Consider the following 24,186-nt stretch of genomic DNA (forward strand, 5'->3'; position numbering starts at 1 on the left):
GTACGACCGTCGGCGACCTACGAGCGAACCAGACGGCCGGACCGAGAACAAGACATTGAAAAACATGAATACATATCGCTAGGCTCCTGACACCCCCTCCTCCCGGATTGGAGTCAGCGATGACCTCACGACTCAATCGGCTCGCGGTCGCGATGCTCGCGACGGCACTCGCCACCCTCGGTGTCACGGTCGCCAACCCGTCGCCCGCGTCCGCCGCCATGACCATCTGCTACAACACCAGCCAGGCGGGCAGCTACGCCGGCACCGCCAACCAGGCCGCCTCGATCTGGAACAACGCCACAGTCAACCTGACGCTCTCCGCCAACTGCGGCTCCAACCTGCGCATCTACCAGATCACCGGCGGCGGCTCGTACGCCGTGCGGACCAGCCTCGGCAACGGCCGGGTCTACATCGACACCCAGCAGGCGGCGCAGTACAGTCCGCTGCGGATCATGACGCACGAGATCGGGCACATCCTGGGTCTGCCGGACAACTACAACGGGAACTGCTCGCTGCTGATGTCCGGCGGCAGCGCCGGCACCAGCTGCACCAACCCGTACCCGAGCAGCGCCGAGGCGAACCGGGTCAGCAACCTCTTCGCCGGCACGTTCAGCGCCACCGACCGCAGCGCGGACATCTTCCGCGACAGCTGGCCGGGCGCGCTCACCTCGGTGAGCTGACAAACCTGGCAGGTGGAAGGGGCCGGCGCGTTAGCCGGCCCCTTCGCCGCGTCCTCAGCTCGGCAGCGGAGTCAGCCGGGTACGCGGGCCGGCCCGGAGCACGCCGGACGGCAGCTTCTTGCCGAGCAACTCCTCGGCCAGCTCGGCCGCCTCTACCAGAGCCGCCAGGTCGATGCCGGTGTCGATGCCCATGTCGTGCAACATGTGCACGGCCTCCTCGGTGGCCAGGTTGCCGCTGGCCCCCGGGGCGTACGGGCAGCCACCGAGGCCACCGACGCTGGCGTCGAACTCGGTCACCCCCAGCTCCAGCGCGGTCAACAGGTTGGCAAGCGCCGTACCCCGGGTGTTGTGGAAGTGCAGCAGCACCGGCACCTGCGCGTTGCGGTCGCGCACCGCGGTCACCAGCTCGCGGACCCGGCGTGGGGTGCCCATGCCTGTGGTGTCGCCGAACGCCACCCGGTCCGCGCCGTCGCGGACCACCCGGTCCACGATCCCGGCGACGCGCTCCGGGTCGATGTCCCCCTCGTACGGGCAGCCGAAGCTTGTCGCCACGATCACCTCGACCCGCGCCGACGCACCGTGCAGCAGGTCGATCAGCTCGGCGATGTCGTCGAGCGACTCGTCGGTGGACCGGTTGACGTTGCGCCGGTTGTGCGTGTCACTGGCCGAGACCACCACCTCGATCTCGGTGAACCCGGCAGCGAGGGCCCGCTGGGCGCCCCGGGTGTTCGGCACCAGCGCCGAGTAGCGCACCCCGTCGGCCTTCACCGCGCGCCGCCACACCTCGTCGGCGTCGGCCATCTGCGGAATCGCCTTCGGGTGCACGAACGACACCGCCTCGATCCGGCGCACGCCGGTGCCGGAGAGGGCGTCGAGCAGCCGCACCTTGGCGTCGGTCGGAATCGGGTCCTCGTTCTGCAACCCGTCCCGTGGCCCGACCTCACGGATCGTGACGAAACTCGGCAGGTCCGCCATAAGGGGTCACCTCACTGTGACGAAAGCAGCGCTCAGGGGTCCGTCCAGCATGCCACCCCGATGTTGATCAAGAGGTTTGCGTCACCCTCGACGCGAATCCTGACGCAAACCTCTTGATCACCCGCCCCAGCCGGGATGGGGAGCGGGACCCCGGGAGGTGGTGGGGTTAGCGCATCCGGGAGACGATGCCCGTGTCGTAGGCGCCGGAGCGGAACTCCTCGTTGTCCAGCAGCTCGGCGAAGAAGGGGACGTTGTTCTTCGGGCCCTCGATCTGGAAGGCAGCGACCGCATGCCGGGCGCGGTCGAGCACCTCCTCGCGGGTCGCGCCGCTGACGATCAGCTTGGCCAGCAGGCTGTCGTAGAACGGGGTGACCGTGTTGCCCTCGGTGTAGCCCGAGTCCACCCGGACACCTCCGCCCGCCGGCTCCACCCACGTCCTGATCACACCGGGGCCGGGCAGGAAGCGCTTCGGGTCCTCCGCGTTGATCCGCATCTCGATGGCGTGGCCACGAGGGATCAACGCGTCCGGGTCGAACGTCGGCGTCAACCCGGAGGCCACCCGTAGCTGCTCCTCGACCAGGTCGATGCCGTAGACGTACTCGGTCACCGGGTGCTCGACCTGCAACCGCGTGTTCATCTCCAGGAAGAAGAAGTCTTCGGAACCGGGAGCAGTGCCGGCAGCGTCCCGCTGACGCGGGACCAACAGACACTCCACCGTGCCCGCGTTGCGATAGTCGACCGCCTCGCCGGCCCGTACCGCCGCGGCCAGGAGACGGGACCGCAGCTCCGGCGAGACGGCCGGCGACGGGGACTCCTCGACAAGCTTCTGGTTGCGCCGCTGCACCGAGCACTCCCGCTCGCCGAGCGCCACCACCCGACCGTCGGCCAGGCCGAGGATCTGCACCTCGACGTGCCGTACCCGGGGAAAGTACCGCTCGATCAGCACCGAGCCGTCCCCGAACATCCGCTCGGCGAACGCGCGCACCTTGTCGTACTCGGTGCGCAGCGCGGCCTCGTCGACGGCCACACCCATGCCCATGCCGCCGCCACCGGCGGCGGCCTTGACCATCACCGGGTAGCCGATCTCGGCGGCGGCCGTGACCGCCGCGTCCAGGTCGGCTGCCGGGTCGGTGGTGCCGGGCGCGACCGGAACGCCGGCCGCCGCCATCAGATTCCGAGCATTGATCTTGTCGCCCATCGCGGTGATCGCGTCGGCGCCGGGCCCGACCCAGATCAGGCCGCTCGCCTCGACGGTACGGGCGAACTCCGCATTTTCCGACAGGAAGCCGTACCCGGGGTGGATGGCCTGCGCACCTGTCGCCTTCGCGGCGGCGAGGATCGCCTCGGTGTTGCGGTAGCTCAGCGCCGGATTCGCTGGGCCGATCAGGACCGCCTCGTCCGCCTCGGCGACGAACGGCAGGTCGGCGTCGGCCTCCGAGTGCACCGCGATCGCGCGGACCCCGAGCCGCTTGGCGGTCCGGATGATCCGGCGTGCGATCTCGCCCCGATTGGCGACAAGCAGTGACTCGATCATGTTTCCTCCCGGCGTCCGGATGGTGGGACGCCGTCAGGAAACCACGACCGACAGGCTTCTGACGAGTCCGCTCAGGCCAGCAGCGCGGCAAGTGTCGCGCCGCGCAGCAGCTCGGCGCGGCGTCGCCTGTCCACCTCACCACCGAGGAACGGGGTCGAGTTCATCAGGCCGAACGCGGCGTGCGCGAGCACCCGCGCCTCGCCGTCGGGCATGCCCGGGTGCAGCGCTGTGAGCACCGTCACCCACTCTTCGACGTAGAGCCGTTGCAGGCGACGGATCCGCCGCCGCGGCTCCTCGGGCAGCCGGTCCAGCTCGTGCAGGTGCAGGGCGATCACCGCCGGATTGGCCAGCGCGAACTCGACGTGGAAGTCGATGAGCGACTCCAGCACAACGCGCGGGTCGTCCGAGCGCCCGGCGGTCCGTTCCCGCCCACCGGCGAGCAACCCCTCGCTCACCGGAATCAGCGCGGCGGCGAGCATGGCCTCCTTGCCGGCGAAGTGGTGGTAGAGCGCCGGACCGGTGACCCCGGCGGCCGCGCCGATGTCGTCCATCGACACGCCGTGGTAGCCGCGCGCCGCGAACAGACCTACCGCGATCTCCAGGATCTCATCCTTGCGGGACCTGCGCCGGCCCGCACCCGCCGCACCCCGTGCCTGCTGCTCCACCGTCACCGGGCAAGCCTAGACCGCGAGAAGCCCGCGTTGGGTCCCGGTCGGTTCCGTCCCGCGCCGAGCCGGGCCGCCCCTGACCTGGCCAGGGGCGGTCCGCGACGGTCAGTCGTCCTCGTCCAGGTCGTGCTCCGCCCGCACCGCGGCGGCATCCGCGGGCCGATCGAGCAGGTCCAGCACCCGAGCCAGCAGCCAGGCCGTCTGGCGGACCTGCCGCGAGTCGGCCGGCAACCCACCGAGTACGCGGCGCAGCAGCGGCTCCGCCTCGGCCGGCCGTTCCAGGCGCAGCAGCAGCTCACCGGTGAGGGCCTCCACCTGGGCGGCCTCACCGAACGCCTCGATCGACCGCAACCGCTCCGGCACCCCGGTGAGCCGGCCCAACGCCTCGTCCAGCCGGTCCTCCCCGATGAGCACCCGCGCGCCGGTCTCGGCCGCCATCGCCAGCTCGTACGTCACCGCCGGTTCGACCTGCCCGGCCACCTTCGCCGCCAACCCGTCCACCACCGCGACGGCGTGCAACGCCGCGTCCCGGTCGTCGGCCCAGAACCAGGCGTACGCCTCCCGTCGGCGGGCGCGCAGTTCGTCAAGCGGCAGGTCGCCGAGCCGGTACGCCTCAGCCGCGGCGGCGAACCGCTCGCCGGCCGCTGCGTCCCGATCGGCGTCGTAGAGGACGCCGCCGGCCTCCTCCAGCACCTGTGCCCGGTGCGGAAGGTTGTCCGGCCCATCCAGATTGCGTGCCAGCTGCTCCAGCAGAGCCAACGCCGGGTCGATCTCGCCAAGCCCTGCGTAGACGCCGGCCAGCAGGTGTCGACAACGGTCGGCTTCCGCCTGGGCGCCCAATCGGTCCAGGCCGAGAACGGCCTCCTCGGCGACCTCGGCGGCCTCGGCGAGCCGGCCCACCACCCGGTACGCGTTCGCCAGCTCCCACCGCAGGAACGCGTCCCCCTCGGCGCCCCGCTCCACGCACAGCGTCACCGCCTCGACGAAGTCGTCGACGGCGTCGACGGCCTGTCCGGCCGAGAGCAACGCCCGGGCGCGGGCGACCCGGACCGGCAGCTCCGCGTCCGCAGGTGCCACCGTCAACGCCTCGTCGCAGGCGGCCACGGCGTCCGCCGGATCGTCGACAAGCCGTGCGTACGCCAGGCAGGCGCCCGTGACCACCTCGTCGACGCCCAGCTCCCGGCCGATCCGGCGGGCCTCGTCGACGGCGGCGCGGGCCTCGTCGAACCTGTTCAGCTGCTCCAACAGGTGTCCTCGGTGCAGCGCGACCCGGGCCGCCAGGTGCCGATCGCCGCCCGCCTCGGCGGGTATCCGGTCGAGCGCGGCGAGGGCGTCCGCCCACCGTTCGCGGTGCAGCAGCGCCAACGCCACCCGGTCGTGTCCGGCCGCCCTCTGCTTGGTGTCGCCGAGCCGGTCCAGCACCTCGGCCGCCTCGCGGACCAGCAGCAGCCCTTCCTCGCCGCCCTCGTCGGACCGGGTCAACAGCACGCCGAGCCGCCCGGCGACCGTCTGGGCTTGCACCTCCTCGCCCGTCTCCCGGTACAGCTCAAGCGCCGCCCGACTCAGCGTGATCGCACCGTCGATGTCGTCCTCGTCGCCGCGCTCCGCCGCCCGCAGCGCCAGCCGGTGCGCGGACGTGCGGGCGGGCAGTTCGGCGGAGCCGAACCGATCGTCGAACGCGACGAGCGCCGCCCGGAAGGTGGCCCGGTCGTGCCGGCCCCAGCTCTGTTCCGCGAGGTCCAGCAGGTCGTCCGGGCTGGCGTCGGTCGGCAGCGCCACGGTGGGTCGTCCACCCGGGTCGATCCGCGGCTGCGCGGCCCGGCCCGGCTCGACGACCGGCTCGTCCCCGGTCGGGCGGGTCGGGCGGGTCGCCCGGCGGCGCACGCTCGCCGACAACGGCACGTGCTCCCCGCTCGCCTGCACCGCCAACCGGCGGCCGATCCACTCCGACTGGTGGGTGGTGCCGTTACGGGCGTCGAAACGGGCGGCCAGACCGGTGGCGGTCTCGGTCAGCTCGTCCGCCAACGACGCCGCCGTCACCTCGGCCGCCGGTCGGCCCTCCGCAGCCCGGCGGTAGAGAGTCGACGTGCCGGCCTGGCGCAGCGCTGCCGCGGCGGTCGCCGCGAAGTGCATGGCGGCGGCCGGCGACGGCGGCCGGTCCAGCCAATCCAGGTGCCGTTCGACAAGCTCGACGGCCCGTGCCTCGTTGCCGGTGAGCGTGCAGAACTCGATGTGGTCCCCGATGTCCCACAGGTCGGCGAGGTTGCCCCGCAGCCGGCGGTACGCCTCCCGGTGCGCGTCCCGCGCCTCCTCGGCCCGGCCGCTACGCAGGTACGGCAGGAGCAGCGCGGTGAGGATCGTCTGCGGCTGCTCGATGCAGGTGAGGCGACCGGCGAGCACCGGCTCGGCGAGCGCCACCGCCTCGGCGTCCCGCCCGGTGTCGGCGAGGTAGCCCACCTGGCTCGTCGGATCACAGCCGGCGCAGTCGGAGAGCTGGTCACGGGGGGTGGTCTGCCAGAGCCGGTACCAGTGGGCTGCGGTCTCGACGTCTCCCACGTGGTCGGCGACCCGGAAGCGGTGCTTGTAGACGACCTGCAGGCTGTGCCCGCCGGCCCGGTAGCGCCGCTCCATGTCGTCGAGCACCGCGTACGTGCGGTCCAGCGGCACCTCGGGGAACTTCAGCAGGCCGGACGCCATGTACTTGAAGTGCCACAGCAGCTGGTGCAGGTGGCGCTGGTGGTAGGGCTGCGGGTCCCGGTCGAACTCGGACAGGCACCAGGAGAAGGTCACGAAGGACTTCGCCGGCTCACCACCGTAGATGTAGCCGATGGTGGCCTGCATCCGGCTTGCGAACGCGAGGTGCCTGTCGTCGGCGGCGTCCACCCGGCGCAGCAACTGCTCCAGGGCGGCGATCTGCCCCGCCCCGTACGGCATGTCGGTGATGCCGCGCAGCACCCGCCAGAGATCCTCGTCGGTCATGCTCACTCCCGTCCCGGAACAGCCCGGCCGAGCAGGCCGAGGAAGGAATCGTTGAGCAGCGCGGCATCGGCCGCGCGGATCGGGTGGTGGCCGAGCAGCAGCGCCTGCCCGTACAGCGCCTCGACGGCGAGGCCGACCAGCTCCGGGTCGCTCAGCATGGCCACTCGTCGTACCAGCGGGTTGCGGTGGTTGAGCACCAGCTGCGGACGGTCCGGCGGGGCGGTGGCGGCGAGCGCGTCGAGCACCCCACCCCACAGCTCGTCGGCCCGGTCCCGGCTGGCCGCCAACTGGTCGTTGAACGCTGCCGACCGGCTGACCAGGTAGAGCGCGGGCAGCGATACCGGGTCGTACGCCCGGATGACCACCTCACAGCCGGAACGCTCGACGGCCCTCTGCGCCGCCGCCAGGAACTGTCGCAGCGCCAACTCCACCTGCGGGTCGAGCGCGTCGAAGCGGGTGGTGAGGTCGCTCGGCTCCAACCGTTCGATGAGCACCGAGCGGTCGACCACCGGCAACCGCTCGATCAGCTCGGTGTCGTACGTGTAACCGGCGTTGACCACCGCCAGGTCCTGCGCGGCGGCCACCGCGGCGAGCTGGCGGAACTCGTCGAGGCTCGCCGCGTAGCGGACCACGCCGTAGCGCTCGCGGAACTCGGCGAGGGTGAGCGTGCCGACGTTGGTGTCCATGGGCCACCACCTGTCGACGAGTCGGAGCATCTCGTCGTCGTGCAGCGCCAGGGCCTTCACGCCGAGGTGGTGCACGCGGAGGAACTCGGCCAGCCGGTGCGGGTCGTGCCGTGCCAGCCGGACCAGCCAGCCGCGCACCTGGTCGCCGAGCGCCTCCCGGGTCGCGGTCAGCAGGGTGTCCTCGTAGAGGGCCTCCCGGCTCGCGGTCGGGCGCAGCTCGGTCGCGTCCACCACGCAGTGTGCGAAGAACGCCCACTCCGGCAGCAGCCCGTCGGCGTTCTCGGTGAGCAGCATCCGCTTGAGGTAGACGCGGTGCCCGGCTCGGGCCGCCGGGTTCACCGGGGTCGGCAGGATGACGGCTACGCCGGTCAGCCCGGCCTCCGGCACGGCCAGCGGTAGGACGTCGAACGGGTCCACGCCGAGCGTCTCCCGGGCGTACCGGATCAACGCCGCGCGGTCCAGCGGCGCACCTGGCGTGGTCGGCCAGGGTGGTTCCCCGGTGGTGGTGACGACGTCACCGACGCGGACGGTGACCGGCAGCAGCGCACCGAAGAGCCGGGCCAGGTCGGTCACGGTCGGGGTGGTGAACCACTGGTCCGCGTCGCGGCGGGGCACGAGCGTGACGGTGGTGCCCGGCTCGGCTCGGGCGGCCTCGGGCGGGGCCACGGTCACCGCGTAGCGGCCGTCGGCGTACCCGGTCCAGCGCACGGTGGGGTTGTCGCCGTGCCGGGTGAGCACCTGGATCTCGTCGGCCACCAGGAAGCAGGAGAGCAGGCCGATGCCGAACTGACCGAGGAACTCGTGCCGGGAGAAGCCCAGTTCGTCGCGCTTCGAGCTGCGACCGATGGTGGCCAGGAGCTCGTGCACCTGCGCCTCGGTCAGGCCGATGCCGGTGTCGTGCACCCGCAGGGTGCCGTCGCCGGTGCTGTCCGGGGGGTCGATGCGGACCAGCGCCGGCGCGTCCGGCTCGGTCCCGCGCCGGGCGGTGATCGCGTCCACCGCGTTCTGGAGCAGCTCGCGGACGTAGACCCGCGGGCTGCCGTAGAGGTGATGACTGAGCAGGTCGACCACGCCGCGTAGGTCGACCTGGAAAGTGTGGTCCACGCCTGATCTCTCCCCGTCCTGGTGCCGGCGCCCACCGTACCGATGATCACCGACAGGCGCGGCCCCCTCTGCCGGCGGCTTGACCCTCGACCCGGTCGAGCCGGCACGGTCGCCGGCATGACCTCCTCCGCTCTGGGCCGGGACTTTCGACTGCTGTGGTCCGCCGCCGTCGCGTCCCGGTTCGGGGACGCGCTGCGTACCCCGGCACTGGCCCTGTTGGCCGCGACCGTGACCCGCGATCCCCGGGTGATCGCGGCGGTCACCGTGGCCGGTCAGCTGCCGCCGTTGCTGTTCGGCCTGCTCGGCGGGGTGTACGCGGACCGCTGGGACCGTCGGCGGACGATGGCCCTTGTCGACGGGGTACGCGCCGCGGTGGTGGCGGCGCTGGCCGTGACGGTCGCGCTCGACCGGGTCGGCGTCCTGGTGTTGCTGGTGGTGGCGTTCCTGCTCGCCGCGCTCGGCACTCTCTTCGACTCCTCCTCGTTCGCGCTGCTCCCCACAGTGGTGCCGCCGGACGCGTTGCCCCGGGCGAACGGCCGGCTCCAGGCGGGGTCGGCGGTGGCCGGTGGCTTCCTCGGGGCACCCGCCGCAGGAGTCCTGTTCGCCGTTGCGGCAGCCCTTCCGTTCGCGCTCGACGCGGTCACCTTCGCGGCGGCCGCCCTGCTCGTGCTGGCCCTCAACCCACCTCCCGCCGCCGACCCGGGGACGGCCCGGCAGCGCGGTTCGGTGTGGAGCGAGATGGTCGAGGGGTTGCGCTGGCTGCGGGCGCACCGGACCCTGTGGCGGGTCACCGTGCTCGCCGCCGCAAGCAACCTGGCGATCAGCGGAATCATGGCGGTGCTCGTGCTCTACGCGCTGGACGTGCTGCGGGTGCCGCCGGCTGGGTACGGGCTGTTCGCCGCCGCCGCTATCGTCGGGGGCGTGGCGGGGGCGCTCGGGGCGGGGCGGCTGGCCGGCTGGCTCGGCACGGTGCCGGCGCTGCGCGCGGTGCTGGCCGTGGAGACCGTGGCGCTTGCCGGCTTCGCGCTGGCCCGGCATCCGGTGCCGGGCGGGATCGCGCTTGCCGTCTTCGCCGCCGGCACGGTGGTGTGGAACAGCCTCTGCGCGTCGTACGGGCAGCGGCACGTGCCGAGCGACAGGCTGGGCCGGGTCGGTGCCGCGCAGCGGATGGTCGGTCTGCTCACCGCACCGCTCGGGGCGGTGCTGGCCGGGCTGGCCGCCGGGGCGTACGGCACGGTGCCGGTGGCGGTCGCGGCTGCGGGGACCTTCGCGCTTGTCACTCTGGCCGCATGGCGGACCCTGCGGCCGGCCGAATCCGGTGTGTTGAGCAGCAGCGGCGTGGCCTAGCTCGGCGTTCGCTCCCGGTGCGACAACCCGGACAGGCGCAGCGCGATCCGCCGACGGGCCGGTGGCACGGCACCGAGCAGCCGGAGCAGCACGTCCCGGGCCGGTCGTCTGGCCGGGGAGACGCCGGCCATCCGGGTCAGTCCGGCGGCGAAGCTCAGCACGTCCTCGGCCATCGGTCGTTGCCGGGCCGTGTAGTCGTCGAGCAGCGTCTCCGGGCCACCGCCGAGCACGTCCGCAAGTGCGGTGCCGAGCGCGACCCCGTCGCAGATGCCGAGGTTCATGCCCTGCCCACCGGCCGGGCTGTGCACGTGTCCGGCGTCGCCGGCCAGCAGCACCGACCCGGCGCGGAAGGTGTCGGCGATCCGGTGGTGCACCCGGAACCGGGAGCCCCAGACCACGTCGGTCACCCGGTCGGGTCGTCGTGCCGGGCCGCGCTCGTCGAGCAACGCCTGGAGGTAGGCCGCATCCGGTTGGGCCGGGGCGGTCTGCACGGCGGCGACCAACCGGACCACCCCGTTGGGGAGTGGCGCCCAGACCAGCGGCCCGGGGCGGGCGAGGAAGAGCGCCGCCTCGTCGCGGGGCAGCACGCTGCGTACCCGTACGTCGGCGAGCACGAAGGACTCCTCGTCGCTGCTTCCGGTGAAGCCGATGCCGGCCAACTGCCGCACGGTGCTGTGCAGCCCGTCCGCGCCGACGACGAACCGGGCGTACATCGCCTCTCCGTCCACCTGGGCGAGCATGGCGTTTCCGGCGCGGCTCAGCCCGGTGAGCTGACGAGACCGTCGGACCTGGACGCCGAGGTCGGCCAACGCGTCGGTGAGCACCGCCTCGGTGACCGCCTGGGAGACCAGCAGCGCGTAGGGGAAGCGGGACGGCAACTCGTGGAACGGCACCGACAGCAGCACCCGGTCCCGGTCGCGCACGGTGAAGCGCGGCGTCCGCACCGCCTGGGCGATCAGCGGCGCCGCAGCGTCGATCCGGTCCAGCACCTCCAGGGTGTACGCGTGCACGACGGCTGCGCGGGAGGTCGTCGGCGGCGCGGCCAGTCGGTCCAGCACTGTCACCTCGACTCCGCGCCGGGCCAGGGTCAGCGCGGTGGCGAGACCCGTCGGGCCGGCGCCCACCACCAGGACGTCGGTGCTCGTGGGCAGCATGGGCACCTCCAGAAGACCATTACCAACGCTTGTTGGCAAACACTTGTTGGCAATGGTAGGGCTCGGCTGATTGCGTGTCAACGGTTGTTGGCATACGGTCGTTGGCATGACACCGTCCGCCCAGCCGACCCAGGCCCGTCGCTCCGACGCCACCCGTGCGGCGATCCTGCGAGCGGCCCGGGAACGGTTCGCGGCGGACGGCTACGAGCGGGCCACGATCCGCGCCATCGCCGCCGACGCCCAGATCGACCCGTCGATGGTCATGCGCTACTACGGCAGCAAGGAGGGGCTCTTCGCGGCGGCGGCCGAGTTCGACCTCCGTCTGCCCGACCTGACCTCGGTGCCACCCACTCACCTCGGCGCGGTGCTGGTTCGGCACTTCCTCACCCGCTGGGAGGGCGACGAGACCCTGGTGGCGCTGCTGCGGGCCGCCAGCACCAATCCCGGTGCCGCCGAACGCATGCGGGGCATCTTCGCCGACCAGCTCACCGCCGCGGTGGCCACGTTCGGCACCGACCCGACGCTTACCGCACGGCGAGCCGGCCTGGTGGCAAGTCAGATCCTCGGCCTCGCCTTCACCCGGTACATCGTTCGCCTGCCGCCCATGGTGGACACCACACCGGAAGAGCTGGTCGCCTGGGTCGCACCGACCCTCCAGCGCTATCTGACCGAAACGCCACCGAGCTGACCCAACCTTTTTCCACCCCCCGTGCGTCTGCCAGTTGACGTCTACAGCGCGACGGCCGGGGAGGGGGGCGGATGGCGCCGAAGAGGGACGACGGACGCGACGGTTACCTCGCCTTCGTGGAGAACCACCAGCACCGGCTGCTCCGCGCGGCCTACCTCATCTGCGGCAACCAGCACCAGGCCGAAGACCTCCTCCAGGACGCGCTGCTGAAGTTGGCGCTGCGCTGGTCCTCGGTCCGCAACAGCGACCCCTCGGCGTACGTGCGGGCGATCCTCTACCGCGACTCGGTGTCGTGGTGGCGTCGTCGGCGGCGGGAATGGCTCAGCGCCGCACCGCCCGATCAGGTGGCCCACGACCGGGACGGCGCGTTGCGCCTGACCATGCACGAGGCGCTGGGCCTGCTGCCACCACGGCAGCGGGCCGTGCTGGTGCTGCGCTACTACGAGGACCTGACCGAGGTCGCCACCGCCGAGGCGCTCGGGGTGACCGTCGGCACCGTGAAGAGCCAGTGTCACGCGGCACTGCGCCGGCTCCGCGAGGTCGCCCCGGACCTCGCCCGGGATGCCCGACCGGGCCGAGGCTCGGCCGATCTGGCCAGCGGTCTGGAGGTGAACCCGTGAACGAGCAGGATCTGCGTCGACTGCTGACCGTCAGCGTCGAGGACGTACTCCCCAGCCAGCCGGCCGCCGCCGGTTGGGAGCGGGCTCGGCGGACCCGGCGGACCCGGCGGGCCGTCGGAGTGGTCGCCCTGGCCGTGGCACTGGTCGGCGGTGGCACGGTAGCGGCCCTGCGACCGTCCGCAGCGCCGGTCCCTCCGGTGGGTCCCACGGTCACCCCGACCGCCGGCCCCACCCACGGGGCCCCGGTGCAGCGGCCACCCACCGAGCTGACCTACCCGCCCGATCCGTTGGCCCGGCTCGGCGACCCGGCCACCGTGCCGCTCTCCGAGCGACCGGTCCAGCGGGCGTTGGCGCTGTTCCAACCGGTCGACGAGGAGAACCAGGCGAACGGCCCGGTCCGGGTGCTCGGCAACGACGGCGTGGTGCGCAGCCTCGACGTGGTGACGCTTGCACCGACCCGGGACGCGGGTGGCAACGAGGCCACCGCCCTCAAGCCGGGAGTGCTGTCGCCGGACGGCCGGTCGGCCGCGTTCGCGCAGACCAAGGAACTGGTCATGATCGACCTCACCACGGCTGCCGTCCGCCGGATACCGCTGGACGGCTACCTGGAGTTGGTGGTGTGGGCACACGACCGGGTGTTGGTCGGGGGCGACGACCGGACGTACGCGGTGGACCGGGTCACCGGCGCGTCAAGCACGATCGACGTGTCGACCTGGGAGCTGATCGCGCCCGACCCGGCCGCCGGCCGCGAGGCCCCGTTGATCGACATGTACGGCGAGGGGACCAGCCTGAAGCTGCGCAGCCGAACCGCCCGGGACGGTGACATCCGCTCCGAACAGCCGATCAACGCGTCGGGGCTGCCGTCCCCCTATCAGATCAACGAGTTCTACGGCCGGGGCTGGCTGCACGGCGAACGGCTGGCCCGGGCGGCATGGATCGTCAGCGGCGAGATCGACGGCGCCGAGGGGGCGGCCGTGCTGGACGCGCGGACCGGCCACGTGCTCCACCTGCTCGACCTGGGCCGGGATCGCGCCAAGGGCTGCTGCGACGTGCTGGGCTGGGACAACAAGGGCGCGGTGCTACTGCGACTGGAGCCGGCTGCCCTGGCGCGCTGGCATCCGGAGACCGGCGAAGTCACCGGGATCATCCGCGACCTGCGCGGCGCGATCGCACTCGCGGGCTGACCACCACGCGAACGGCGTCGCCCCGACGTGGTCGACTCGGGTTCCTTGACATCGCGTGTCCGGGCGAGCGGAACGGCCGACATCAGGAACCCGAGTCGATCACCGAACGACCGACCGGCGGCGGGCGGGTCAGGCAGCCAGACCGCCGGGCTGGTCGCCCTTGACCACTGGCGCCCGGACCAGATTGCCCCACTCGGTCCACGAGCCGTCGTAGTTGCGCACCTGCGGGTAGCCGAGCAGGTGCCGCAGCACGAACCAGGTGTGGCTGGACCGCTCGCCGATCCGGCAGTACGCGATCACGTCGTCGTCCGGGCTCAGCCCGAGCTGGTCGGCGTAGATCGTCTTCAGCTCGTCGGCGGACTTGAACGTGCCGTCCTCGTTGGCGGCGGACTTCCACGGCTTGCTGACCGCTCCCGGGATGTGCCCGCCGCGCAGCGCGCCCTCCTGCGGGTAGTCCGGCATGTGCAGCATCTCGCCCGTGTACTCACCCGGCGACCGGACGTCGACGAGCGGCCGGCCGGACGCGACGTGCGCCATGACCTGCTCACGGAAGGCCCGCAGTGGCGCGTCGTCGCGAAGCGGCACCGGATAGTCGGCGCGCGGACGAGCCGTCTTGTCGCGGGTCACCTCGCGCCCCTCGGCGATCCACTTCTGCCGGCCGCCGTCGAGCAGTCGCACGTCGGCGTGACCGAAGAGCGAGAAGACCCAGAGGGCGTACGCGGCCCACCAGTTGAAGTTGTCGCCGTAGAAGACGACGGTGTCGCCCCGGCCGATGCCCTTGGCGGCACACATGTCGGCGAAGCTCTTGGCGTCCAGGTAGTCCCGGGTCACCTGGTCGTTGAGCTCCAGGTGCCAGTCGACCTTGACGGCACCGGGAATGTGACCGGACTCGTAGAGCAGCACGTCCTCGTCGGACTCGACGACGACGAGGCCCTCGTCGCCCAGGTGCTCGGCCAGCCACTCGGTGGTGACCAGCCGCTGCGGGTCCGCGTACGACTGGAGGCGGGGATCGGGATCGTTCGGCACAGACATGATCCCCAAGGTACGCCGGATCGCCGTCCGCGACCGCTGTAACGGGACCGGCCCACCACCCGCACGGGGTGGTGGGCCGGCCGGCCGATCGGTTGTCTACCTGTCGCCGGCCTGCGCCGGGTTGCTCGGCGGCGGGTTGCCGACGAAGAAGATGAAGGACGCCGAAGCCGACTGGGTGCCGTTCCGGTCGATGCTCCAGACGGTGAGCATGGTCAACCCCGCCTTGGTCGGCGTCCAGGTCACCGATGCGGTGCCGTCGGCCGCCGCGGCCACGGTGCTGGTCACCGTGTTGAAGCTGTAGCGGTAGCTGACCACGTGAGGCTGGCGCGGCGTGAAGGTGAAGACACCGGGCACGCCCGGAGCCCCACTGGTGGCGCCCTGCCGATAGACCGTCGCGCTGATCTTCGGGGCGGTGGACAGCACGAAGGTGCTCGTCGTGGTGGCGGTCACGCCGTCGGCGGTCACGCTGGTCACGGAGAGCGTCCGGTTGCCGCCCCGAGTGGCGGTGACGGTCAGCGTGGCGGTGCCGTCGGCCGCTGCCTCGACGGTCTGCTCGGGGTCGCCGTCCAGGCGGAACCGGTAGCCGACCACCCCTGGCATCTGCGGCTGCACGGTGAACGTGGCCGGCACGCCGACCTCGGTGAGTCTGCCGGTGACGACCGGTGCGACGTCGCTGGCCCGGAACTCGTACCGCGCCTCGGGCGACAGGTTCCCGGCCGCGTCCAGGCTCCACACCACGAGGGTGTTGGGGCCCGCGTCGGGGCGGAGCGTGACGGTGGCCGAGCCGCCGGGTTGGTCCGCCGACACCGTGTGGACGCCGTCTCCGCCGAGCAGCTCGTACCGGAAGCCGACCGCGTCAGGTGTCGACGCCGCGTCGAAGGTGAACCGGCCGGGCAGCGCCGGGGTCCAGCCCTCGACCGGGAAGTCGGTGGAGGTGACCACCGGCGCGGTCTCCGGGCCCTGGAAGTCGGTCCGGAGGTAGCAAAGGCCGCTCCACTCGCCTGTCGCCCAACTGTCCGCCGCCCGCACCTGCCACGCGTACACCCGGCCGTGGGTGAGCGTCTCCCGTTCGAAGAGGCCACTTTCCCGGTCACCTTCCCGACCGTTGTAGCCGACCCGCTCGATCCGAGCCGTCGGCTCGTCCACCGGCCAGAGCGCGAAGGTGGTGGTCAACCTGTCGGTGCCACCGTTCACGTCGACGTCCGGGTCGTGCAGGATCGCGGAGAGCGCCAGGTCGTCGTTCTGCCACAACTGGTACGGCTCGGCCGTCGTGCACGTCTCGCCGGAGGTTTGCAGCTCGGTCGGCACACCCGGTGGGTTGTTGTCACCGACTGAGAGTTCGTTCGCTGCGGCCGGCGCAGCGGTGAGCGTGAGCGTCCCGGCGGCGGCCGCCACGGTGAGCCCTACGGCCAGGAGGGCCCGGACCGGCCTTGCGGATGTCGTCGTGCCAGGTATGAGGGTCATCCCTCATCCACCTTTCCCCGATGTCCCCGCCTTCCGATCAGCGGGGGCAGCGGATGCTATCGAGGAAGGCGGACATCGGGCGACCCCGATTGGACACGTAAGCTCCACAGTGGAGTCGGTTCGACTCGTTCAGGCGCGGCGGTGGACGATCCGACCGGCGACCACGGTCACCAGGCAGCTGCCGTCGAGGCCGTGCACCGCGAGGTCGGCCCGGCCGCCCGGTCGCAGCGTCGGGACCGCGGCGGTGGGCAGCACCAGGAGGTCACTCCGCTCGGCGGCGGCCCGCAGCGCGGGGTCGGCCAGGTGTTCCGCAAGCACCGCCGTCACCCCGGTGCGCAGCAGCTCGTACATCCGCTCGCGTGGGGTCGGCGCGGGCGGCAGCGGCCGGTCGTGCAGCAGACCCGGTCCCAGCGTGCCGGGCCAGCGGCGCAGCCGGGCACCGGCGTACACCGACCTCAGCTCGGCCAGCGGGCCGACGGCCTCCACCCGGTCACCATTGACAAGCACGGCGTGCTCGGGCAGCAGCTCGCTGTTCCGGTCGTGACGCAGCAGAGGTGCGGTGTGCAGGGTGAGCACGCTCAGTCGACGAGCGGGCCGAGGTGCGGGCGCTTCGCCGTCACCGTGTCGCCGGACGACCTCCCGGTCAGCCGCCGCTTCACCCAGGGAGCCAGGTGCTGACCGGCCCACCTCAGGTCAGCGGCGCGGGCGGCCAGCCACGGCGACGGCGCCGGGTTCGGTGGCACCATCAACCACTCCTCGTCGCAGCCGACCCCGAGGGCGTTCAACACCTGCCCGGCAACGCGGCGGTGGCCGGCCGGGGAGAGGTGCAACCGGTCGGTGCTCCAGAGCATCGGATTGAGGAACGTGTCGTCGGCGTACAGGTCGACCATGATCGCGCCGTGCCGCTCGGCGGTCTCACCTACCGCCTGGTTGAGCAGCTGCACCCGGGGTGCGACGAGGCGTTGGCCGGGCAGTCGGGCCATCACGTCCGCGAACCGGAAGAGGAGCACGTCGGCGCCGCCCGAGCGCAGTTGCCGAACCACCTCGTCGAAGCGGGCGACGAGCGTGTCCGGGTCGAAGGTGCGCCGCAACACGTCGTTGCCACCGGCCGCGAAGCTGATCAGATCCGGCTTCATCGCCACCGCGGAGGGCACCTGCTCGGCAACCACGCTGGGGAAGAGCCGGCCCCGGATGGCCAGGTTGGCATACCTGAAGTCGGGCCCCGCGTCGGCGGCGAGCCGGGTCGCCACCAGGTCCGCCCAACCCCGGAAAGTGCCATCGGGGTACGCGTCGTCCATACCCTCGGTGAAGCTGTCCCCGACCGCGACAAAACTGCGCCAGCGCACTCGCGCCCCCTCACGCCTTCGTTGCCTGCGGCGACCAGTCTGGCACCGGAAACGCGCCGCGTGGTGCCCCGATCCGCAGACGTGTCGGACGTCATGGCGTACGCGACGGGCGGGACCGGCCACCCCCGTGGATGGCCGGTCCCTCGTACCCGGTGGCGGTGCACCGACGCTCCAGCCAGCAGGCCGGCTCGGATCGAAATGGATCGCCCGCCCTGTCGTGCCGGTCGTAGGCTGCTCGGATGCTGCTACGCATGTCGACCCTGTTGCTGCGGACCCTGCGCGAGGATCCGGCCGACGCGGAGGTGCCGAGCCACCGGCTTCTCCTGCGCGCCGGTTACATCCGTCGTGCCGCACCGGGCGGCTACACCTGGCTGCCGCTGGGCAAGCTGGTGCTGGACCGGATCACCGACGTGGTGCGGGCCGAGCTGTTCGCGATCGGCGACCAGGAGGTGCACTTCCCGGCACTGCTGCCCGCCGAGCCCTACCGGACCAGTGGCCGGTGGACGGAGTACGGCGACGACATCTTCACCCTCGCCGACCGGCGCGGCGCCGAGCACCTGCTGGCACCCACCCACGAGGAGATGGCGGCACTGCTGGTCAAGGACCTGTTCACCTCGTACCGGGACTTCCCGGTGACGCTGTTCCAGGTGCAGACGAAGTTCCGCGACGAGGCCCGGCCCCGGGCCGGTGTGCTGCGCGGCCGGGAGTTCCTGATGAAGGACGCGTACTCCTTCGACCTGGACGAGGCGGGGCTGCGCGAGGCGTACGCCCGGCATCGCGCCGCGTACCGGCGGATCTTCGACCGGCTGGGCCTGGACTACACGGTGGTCCAGGCGATGTCCGGGGCGATGGGCGGCTCCGCGTCGGAGGAGTTCCTGGCGGCGACCCCGGTCGGCGAGGACACTTTCGTGGGCTGCACCTCCTGTGACTACGCGGCGAACACCGAGGCGGTGGCCACCCGTGCGCCGAGCGCGGGTGACCCGAACGCGCAGCCCGCCGTCGAGGTGCACGACACTCCGGAGACCCCCACGATCGCGAGCCTCGTGGAGTTGGCGAACGCCCGCCGGCTTGGCGGTCGGGACGGCTGGACGGCCGCCGACACCCTGAAGAACGTCGTGCTGTCCGTCCGTCAGCCGGGTGCCGACCGGGCCGAGCCTCTGGTGATCGGGTTGCCCGGTGACCGGGAGGTCGACCTGAAGCGGGTCGGTGCCGCACTGCACCCCGCCCAGGTGGCCGTCTTCGAGGAGTGGGCCGCCCATCCGGAGCTGGTGCGCGGCTACATCGGGCCGCAACTGCTCGACAAGCTGGGCATCCGTTATCTGGTCGACCCTCGGGTGGTGGCCGGGTCAGCCTGGTTGACCGGGGCGAACGAGCCGGGCCGACACGCGACCGACGTGGTGTGCGGACGGGACTTCACCCCCGACGGCACCATCGAGGCGGCCGACGTGCGTGCCGGCGACCCCTGCCCCGATTGCGAGACGGGCGAGCTGACGATCCGGCGGGGCATCGAGATCGGGCACATCTTCCAGCTCGGCCGCCGGTTCACCGACGCCTTCGCGGTCGACGTGCTCGGCCCGGCCGGCAAGCCGGTCCGGCCCACCATGGGCTGCTACGGCATCGGGGTCTCCCGGGCGGTGGCGGCCGTCGCCGAGCAGCACCACGACGACCGGGGTCTGGTCTGGCCGGCGGCGATCGCGCCGTGTGACGTACACCTCGTGGTTGCGGGCAAGGGCCCGCAGCTCGACGCGGCGCTGGAGCTCGGCGGACGCCTCGCCGCGGCCGGCCTGCGGGTGCTCGTCGACGACCGCACGCACGTCTCGGCCGGGGTCAAGTTCACCGACGCCGAGCTGATCGGCATTCCCCGGGCCGTCGTGGTCGGCCGCCGACTCACCGAGGGGTACGTCGAGCTGCGCGAGCGGGCCGGCGACGGGCGCACCGAGGTGCCGCTCGACGGTCTGGTGGATCGACTCGTCCACGAGGTCCGCCAGGATCGTGCGAACCTGGTGTAGCTACGACGTCACGGGGTAGTGCAGTCGGATCGGGTGGAACGTCTTCGGAGGCTCTGATGACCGGTTACCGGGTCAGTGACGTGATGACCAAGCAGGTCGTGTACCTGCCGGTGGAGACCACCCTGGACGAGGCGGCCAGGGTGATGAAGGAGGCCGACATCGGTGACGTGGTGGTCACCGACGGCGCCAGCCTCGCCGGCATGCTCACCGACCGGGACATCGTGGTGCGGGCCGTGGCGGAGAACAGCTCCCCTGCGGCCACCACCATCGGCTCGATCGTGACCCGCGAGGTCGTCATGATCGAACAGCACTGCACGGCGGGTGAGGCGGCGGCGCTCATGCGGGATCGGGGCATCCGGCGGGTGCTGGTCTGTGACAGTGACCGCAAGCTGGTGGGGATCGTCTCGCTTGGCGACCTGGCCATGCAGCTCGACCCGACGAGCGCGCTCAGCGAGATCAGTGAGCAGTCGCCCACCGTGTGACCGGGCTCCCCGTGCGACGGCGGTAGCCTCGACGCATGGCTGACATGCCGGCCCGACTGGCCGAGATCGTCGACGAGTTCGCCGCCGCGCCGCGCGACCTGGTGCTGGAGATGCTCCTGGAGTACGCGGACGTCATTCCGGCGCTGCCGGAGGGCGCGGCCGAGCGCGAGGGCATGGAGCAGGTGCCCGAGTGTCAGACGGCGTTCTTCCTGCGTGCCCGGGTGACCGAGGAAGGCACCGTGGAGACGCTCTTCGACTGCCCCCCGGAGGCACCCACTACCCGGGCGTTCGCCGGGATCCTCGCCGAAGGGCTGGCGGGTGCGAGCGCCGAGCAGGTGCTGGCCGTGCCGGACGACCTCTACCAGCGGATGGGGCTGGCGCAGGCGATCAGCCCGCTGCGGGTACGCGGCGGCACGGCGATCCTGGGTCGCCTCAAGCGGCAGATCCGGGAACAACTCGACTGACCGCGAGGTTGCCTCCGAGCATGGAGATCGAGATCTACGCGGACGTCATCTGTCCGTGGTGCTACATCGGCAAGCGCCGCCTGGATGAGGCCCTCGCCAGCTACGAGGGCGAGGTCGTCGTCCGCTACCGACCGTTCCAGCTCGACCCGTCGCCGGTGCCGGAGCCCCGCCCACTCGTGGAGGCGCTGGCCGGCAAGTTCGGCGGTCCGGAGCGCGCCCGTCAGATGGTCGACCGCGTGATCCAGGTCGCGGCGGCTGACGGGCTGCGGCTCGACTACGACCGCGCGGTGACCGCCAACACCTTCGACGCCCACCGGCTGGTCTCCTGGGCGACCGACCAGGGCAGGGCGGCCGAGATGGTGGAGGCGCTCTACCAGGCGCACTTCAACCACGGGGTCGACGTCGGGTCGCGGGAGGCGCTGGCCACTCTGGCCGGTGAGATCGGCCTGGACGCCGCCGACGCCCGCCGGTTCCTCGACTCGGACGAGCGCGTCGCGGACGTCACCGCCGACCTGGCCACCGCCCGGGGTTTGGGCATCACCAGCGTGCCGACCTTCGTGCTGGCCGGGAAGTACGCCGTCTCCGGTGCGCAGGAGGTGCAGACGTTGCTCGCCGCACTCGCCGAGGTCGAGCAGCGCGAGTCGGCCACCCACGCACACTGAGTCACCGACAGCCGGGCGTCCGACATCGATGATCACGATGTTTCACGTGCAACAACATCGATGTCGATGCCTGGTCAGGCCGGCTTGGCCAGCCCTTCCACCACCTGCGCTCCCGGCAGTGCGCCCAAAGCCGGCCCCGGAAGCGCGATCTTGCTGTGCCGTACGCCGGAGCCGACGATCACGTGCGGTGTGGCGATGACCCGCGCGTCCACGAGGATCGGCCACTGGGCCGGCAGCCCGATCGGGGTGATGCCGCCGTACTCCATGCCGGTCAACTCGACCGCGTCCGCCATCGGGGCGAAGCTCGCCTTGCGGACGTCCAGCGCCCGGCGGGCCACCCCGTTCACGTCGGCCCGCGTCGTGGCCAGGATGATGCAGGCCGCGAAGCGGACCACCCCGTCGCGCTTGCCCGCCACCACGACACAGTTGGCCGACACGTCCAGCCCCACCTCGTACGCCGCACAGAAAGCCGCGGTGTCGGCGAGGTCGGCGTCGATCGGCGCGACAAGCACGTCGTCGACGTCCACCGGCGCGTCGGCGGGCCACTGCGCGATGGCCTCCGCAACCGGCGGGGCGAGCAGATCCAGGCGGGCGCGGGCCGGTTCGGTCTTCAGCGTTCCCATCACGGGTGCGATCCTCGCATCCGCGACGCCGAACCGCCCGGCGGCTCCCCGGCCGCCCGACGCCGCCACCGGCCCCGGCCGGATCGACCCGGCGCTCAACTGCCGGCGAGGAAAGCGTTGTCGCGCATGAAGGAGCGGTCGCGGGCAGCCGCCAACTCCTCTTCGCGCTGGGCCTTGGCCCGTTGCAGCTCCAGATCCTCGAACGCGTGCCGGACCCCGAGCCGGATCACGCCGTAGAGGAAGACGAAGCCGAAGACGTAGAGGATCACCGTGGTGACGACAGCGAACATGGCGTCACGGTAAGACGAACGTGAACCGTTGTTGCTCTCATTTCCGGCCGGTTCCCCCGTACGTGTCCGCCTGTTTGTCACCCCGACCTGATCAGGTCCAACACGGTAAGCAGCGCGAAGAACGCGATCACGATCTCGTTGACGATCCACGCGTGCCCCTCGGCCCACTCCCGCATCCGGCTGAGCACCCGCGCCGCCCTGCCACCGAGCAGCAGCAACGCCAGCAGGGGCAGCGCGAGTAGGAGCACCGTGACCAGTACGAACGGCACCAGATGCCACCACGGCAGGTCGTGTCGGCCCACACTCGCCCCGACGGTGGCCATGGTCAGGTCGTCGGTGGGCGTCGCCACGAAGAGCAGCGCACCCAACCGCAGCGCCTGCGGCGGACCGGCGTGCTCGATGCTGCCCAGCCAGCGCGGAGGTCCGGAGCGGTTCCGGCGTACCCAGATCAGCACGGCCAGGATCACCAGCAGGGCCAGCACCACCAGATCGATGGCGGGGCCCCGGTCGACCTTCCCGGCGGCGGCGCTGGCGTTGGCTGCCACTCCGCCGACCAGCCGCGTCAACAACCAGGCCACGCCCACTCCGGCGGTGACCACCAGCCCCGCGCCGGCGAGGAAGGCCAGCGACGCCGCCCGGGGCCGATCCGACGAGGCGAGGAAGACCGCCACCACCAACTGGGTCCCGGCGACCATGACCACGGCGAGCGGCAGAACGGTCAGCAGGTTCATCGCCAGCCATCCTTCCGGCACGGGCCGGTGGGACGCGGCCGAATCCACGGATCACCCGGCTGGTCGCGCACCCCCGCCCACCACGACCCGACCGGCCAGCAGCGCCCCGAGCAGCGCCAGCCCCGCGGCCACCACGAGCGTCGTCGTGTAGCTGGCCGGGCCCGGCGCGCTACCGGCAGCCAACACCGCCCCGGTCAGCGCGAGCACGGTCGCCGCGAAGAGAGAGTCGCTCAGCTGCAGTGACGAGCTGTTGCGGCCCTGCTCACCGGGCCCGGACAGCTCCAGAGTGAGCACCGACAACGACGGGTAGAGCAGCCCCATGCCCAGTCCCGCGACCGCCCAACCGACCACGGCGACGGTCACCGGCAGCTCGGGCCGGACGGCAAGCGCCACCGTGACGGTGCCGATCGTGATGCAGCTCAGCCCGGCGCGCGGCAGGCTGGCCCGCGACGCCGGCACCGGGATCCGGCCCTGCAACCAGGAGCCCGCCGACCACGCCAGCGCGCCGACAGTGAGGACCAACCCGGCCGCCGTCGGCGTGAGACCCCGTTCCCGGGAGAGCATCAGCGGAATGACCACCTCGGCGCCGACGAAGGCCGCAGACGCCAAGCCGCGCAGCCCGACGACTGTGGGCAACCCTCGCGCGGCACGAAGGAACCCGGGCGGCAGCAGGCGTGGGGCACAGACCAGCAGGCCGACCAGGGCGAACGCGACAAGCACAAGCGCTGCGGCGCCGCGCTGCTGCCCCCCGATGTGCAGCAGTGCGGCACTCACCGCGGCCCCACACGCCCACCCGATCCGCGCTGCCGCACCCGACGGCAGGCTCGTCGCCGCACTCCGGCCCAGCGACCGCAGGCCGGGATGGATCAGCAGCACCGCCGGCACCGCCACCGCCGGCACCGCCAGGAAGACCCACCGCCAGCCCAGGTACTGCACGATCAGGCCGGCGACCGCCGGCCCGACAAGCGACGGTACGACCCACGCCGCCGCGAACGCCGCGAAGATCCGCCGGTGCAGTTCCTGCGGGTACGCCTGCCCGACGATCACGTAGAGCGCCACCGAGAGCAGCCCCGAGCCGAAGCCCTGCACGACCCGCCCGACGACCAACGCGCTCATCACCGGGGCGGTCCCGGCGATCAGCAACCCGACCACGAACCAGGCGACGCCGTGCCACATCGGCCCGCGCGGGCCTCTGGCGTCGCACCAGATGCCGGAGACCACCATGGCCAGCACGCCGGTGGCGAACGGGCCACCGAACGCGATCCCGTACAGCGCCAACCCGTCGAGGCTGCGGGCGACGGTCGGCATCGCCGTACCGACCGCCAACGCCTCGAACGCGAGGAGTGAGATCAACGCGACGCTGCCCACAGTCATCGCGCGGAGCCGGGGTGCGAAGAGCCCCGGTGCGGCGGGGGCGTCGGTGACGGCTGTGCTCGGCATCGACCGAGCATGCAACCTCAACCC

At 72.1% G+C, this 24,186-nt stretch carries 23 protein-coding genes; 9 read left to right on the forward strand and 14 right to left on the reverse strand.

The window, feature by feature from the left end; genetic code table 11:
* Positions 1–119: 119 nt before the first annotated feature.
* Positions 120–680, forward strand: a complete 561-nt coding sequence (locus ACWER9_RS05460) for a snapalysin family zinc-dependent metalloprotease (protein ID WP_452300621.1) — start codon at positions 120–122, stop codon at positions 678–680.
* Positions 681–734: 54 nt separating this feature from the next.
* On the opposite strand, the gene ACWER9_RS05465 is transcribed toward ACWER9_RS05460, so the two are convergent.
* The 5 genes from ACWER9_RS05465 to ACWER9_RS05485 all read right to left on the reverse strand — a co-directional run bounded on the left by ACWER9_RS05465 (position 735) and on the right by ACWER9_RS05485 (position 8,626).
* Positions 735–1,655, reverse strand: coding sequence for a hydroxymethylglutaryl-CoA lyase (locus tag ACWER9_RS05465; protein WP_452300622.1), 921 nt, complete (start codon positions 1,653–1,655; stop codon positions 735–737).
* A 166-nt stretch (positions 1,656–1,821) separates the two neighbouring features.
* On the reverse strand, positions 1,822–3,189 hold the full coding sequence (locus ACWER9_RS05470) for an acetyl-CoA carboxylase biotin carboxylase subunit (protein ID WP_452300623.1): 1,368 nt from the start codon (positions 3,187–3,189) through the stop codon (positions 1,822–1,824).
* A 71-nt stretch (positions 3,190–3,260) separates the two neighbouring features.
* Positions 3,261–3,860, reverse strand: coding sequence for a TetR/AcrR family transcriptional regulator (locus ACWER9_RS05475; RefSeq protein WP_452300624.1), 600 nt, complete (start codon positions 3,858–3,860; stop codon positions 3,261–3,263).
* A 102-nt stretch (positions 3,861–3,962) separates the two neighbouring features.
* Entirely contained in the window at positions 3,963–6,836 is a 2,874-nt protein-coding gene (locus ACWER9_RS05480; RefSeq protein WP_452300625.1) for a hypothetical protein, read from the reverse strand.
* 2 nt (positions 6,837–6,838) lie between these two features.
* On the reverse strand, positions 6,839–8,626 hold the full coding sequence (locus tag ACWER9_RS05485) for an HSP90 family protein (protein WP_452300626.1): 1,788 nt from the start codon (positions 8,624–8,626) through the stop codon (positions 6,839–6,841).
* A 117-nt stretch (positions 8,627–8,743) separates the two neighbouring features.
* On the opposite strand from ACWER9_RS05485, the gene ACWER9_RS05490 reads away from it, so the two are divergent.
* Positions 8,744–9,973 (forward strand): MFS transporter, encoded by a 1,230-nt coding sequence (locus ACWER9_RS05490; protein ID WP_452300627.1) that lies wholly within the window; start codon positions 8,744–8,746, stop codon positions 9,971–9,973.
* On the opposite strand, the gene ACWER9_RS05495 is transcribed toward ACWER9_RS05490, so the two are convergent.
* The gene (locus tag ACWER9_RS05495) at positions 9,970–11,127 is read right to left on the reverse strand and encodes an FAD-dependent oxidoreductase (protein ID WP_452300628.1); all 1,158 of its coding nucleotides are present in this window, start codon (positions 11,125–11,127) and stop codon (positions 9,970–9,972) included. The genes ACWER9_RS05490 and ACWER9_RS05495 overlap by 4 nt on opposite strands.
* 106 nt (positions 11,128–11,233) lie before the next feature.
* On the opposite strand from ACWER9_RS05495, the gene ACWER9_RS05500 reads away from it, so the two are divergent.
* The 3 genes from ACWER9_RS05500 (at position 11,234) to ACWER9_RS05510 (ending at position 13,619) form a co-directional block, all read left to right on the forward strand.
* On the forward strand, positions 11,234–11,815 hold the full coding sequence (locus tag ACWER9_RS05500; protein WP_452300629.1) for a TetR/AcrR family transcriptional regulator: 582 nt from the start codon (positions 11,234–11,236) through the stop codon (positions 11,813–11,815).
* 71 nt (positions 11,816–11,886) lie between these two features.
* Positions 11,887–12,435, forward strand: a complete 549-nt coding sequence (locus ACWER9_RS05505; RefSeq protein WP_452300630.1) for a SigE family RNA polymerase sigma factor — start codon at positions 11,887–11,889, stop codon at positions 12,433–12,435.
* Positions 12,432–13,619, forward strand: a complete 1,188-nt coding sequence (locus tag ACWER9_RS05510) for a hypothetical protein (RefSeq protein ID WP_452300631.1) — start codon at positions 12,432–12,434, stop codon at positions 13,617–13,619. Before ACWER9_RS05505 ends, ACWER9_RS05510 begins: the two co-directional genes overlap by 4 nt.
* Before the next feature lie 129 nt (positions 13,620–13,748).
* Here the strand turns inward: ACWER9_RS05510 and ACWER9_RS05515 are convergent, their stop codons facing one another.
* From ACWER9_RS05515 to ACWER9_RS05530, 4 genes are all read right to left on the reverse strand, one after another.
* Complete coding sequence (locus tag ACWER9_RS05515; protein ID WP_452300632.1) at positions 13,749–14,651, reverse strand: sulfurtransferase; 903 nt, start codon at positions 14,649–14,651, stop codon at positions 13,749–13,751.
* A gap of 96 nt (positions 14,652–14,747) precedes the next feature.
* Positions 14,748–16,115, reverse strand: a complete 1,368-nt coding sequence (locus ACWER9_RS05520; RefSeq protein WP_452300633.1) for a hypothetical protein — start codon at positions 16,113–16,115, stop codon at positions 14,748–14,750.
* A 129-nt stretch (positions 16,116–16,244) separates the two neighbouring features.
* Positions 16,245–16,691, reverse strand: coding sequence for an imidazolonepropionase-like domain-containing protein (locus tag ACWER9_RS05525; protein ID WP_452300634.1), 447 nt, complete (start codon positions 16,689–16,691; stop codon positions 16,245–16,247).
* A 2-nt stretch (positions 16,692–16,693) separates the two neighbouring features.
* A complete protein-coding gene (locus tag ACWER9_RS05530; RefSeq protein WP_452300635.1) occupies positions 16,694–17,461 on the reverse strand; it encodes an SGNH/GDSL hydrolase family protein in 768 nt (255 codons plus the stop codon).
* A gap of 239 nt (positions 17,462–17,700) precedes the next feature.
* Here ACWER9_RS05530 and ACWER9_RS05535 point away from each other — a divergent pair, with 239 nt between their 5' ends.
* From ACWER9_RS05535 to ACWER9_RS05550, 4 genes are read left to right on the forward strand one after another with little or no spacing between them, the layout of a single operon-like run.
* The gene (locus ACWER9_RS05535) at positions 17,701–19,470 is read left to right on the forward strand and encodes a proline--tRNA ligase (protein ID WP_452300636.1); all 1,770 of its coding nucleotides are present in this window, start codon (positions 17,701–17,703) and stop codon (positions 19,468–19,470) included.
* Between the two features lie 56 nt (positions 19,471–19,526).
* Positions 19,527–19,952: a CBS domain-containing protein gene (locus ACWER9_RS05540; protein ID WP_354945799.1), complete on the forward strand. Its 426-nt coding sequence runs from the start codon at positions 19,527–19,529 to the stop codon at positions 19,950–19,952.
* A 35-nt stretch (positions 19,953–19,987) separates the two neighbouring features.
* The gene (locus ACWER9_RS05545) at positions 19,988–20,416 is read left to right on the forward strand and encodes a SufE family protein (RefSeq protein WP_452300637.1); all 429 of its coding nucleotides are present in this window, start codon (positions 19,988–19,990) and stop codon (positions 20,414–20,416) included.
* Between the two features lie 20 nt (positions 20,417–20,436).
* Complete coding sequence (locus ACWER9_RS05550) at positions 20,437–21,078, forward strand: DsbA family oxidoreductase (RefSeq protein WP_452300638.1); 642 nt, start codon at positions 20,437–20,439, stop codon at positions 21,076–21,078.
* Between the two features lie 74 nt (positions 21,079–21,152).
* On the opposite strand, the gene ACWER9_RS05555 is transcribed toward ACWER9_RS05550, so the two are convergent.
* The 4 genes from ACWER9_RS05555 to ACWER9_RS05570 all read right to left on the reverse strand — a co-directional run bounded on the left by ACWER9_RS05555 (position 21,153) and on the right by ACWER9_RS05570 (position 24,162).
* Complete coding sequence (locus ACWER9_RS05555; protein ID WP_452300639.1) at positions 21,153–21,701, reverse strand: YbaK/EbsC family protein; 549 nt, start codon at positions 21,699–21,701, stop codon at positions 21,153–21,155.
* A 95-nt stretch (positions 21,702–21,796) separates the two neighbouring features.
* Complete coding sequence (locus ACWER9_RS05560; RefSeq protein WP_030331904.1) at positions 21,797–21,991, reverse strand: hypothetical protein; 195 nt, start codon at positions 21,989–21,991, stop codon at positions 21,797–21,799.
* Between the two features lie 77 nt (positions 21,992–22,068).
* The gene (locus tag ACWER9_RS05565; RefSeq protein ID WP_452300640.1) at positions 22,069–22,722 is read right to left on the reverse strand and encodes a GAP family protein; all 654 of its coding nucleotides are present in this window, start codon (positions 22,720–22,722) and stop codon (positions 22,069–22,071) included.
* 51 nt (positions 22,723–22,773) lie between these two features.
* On the reverse strand, positions 22,774–24,162 hold the full coding sequence (locus tag ACWER9_RS05570) for an MFS transporter (protein ID WP_452300641.1): 1,389 nt from the start codon (positions 24,160–24,162) through the stop codon (positions 22,774–22,776).
* Positions 24,163–24,186: the final 24 nt, after the last annotated feature.

The organism is Micromonospora sp. NPDC003944, assembly GCF_053605225.1.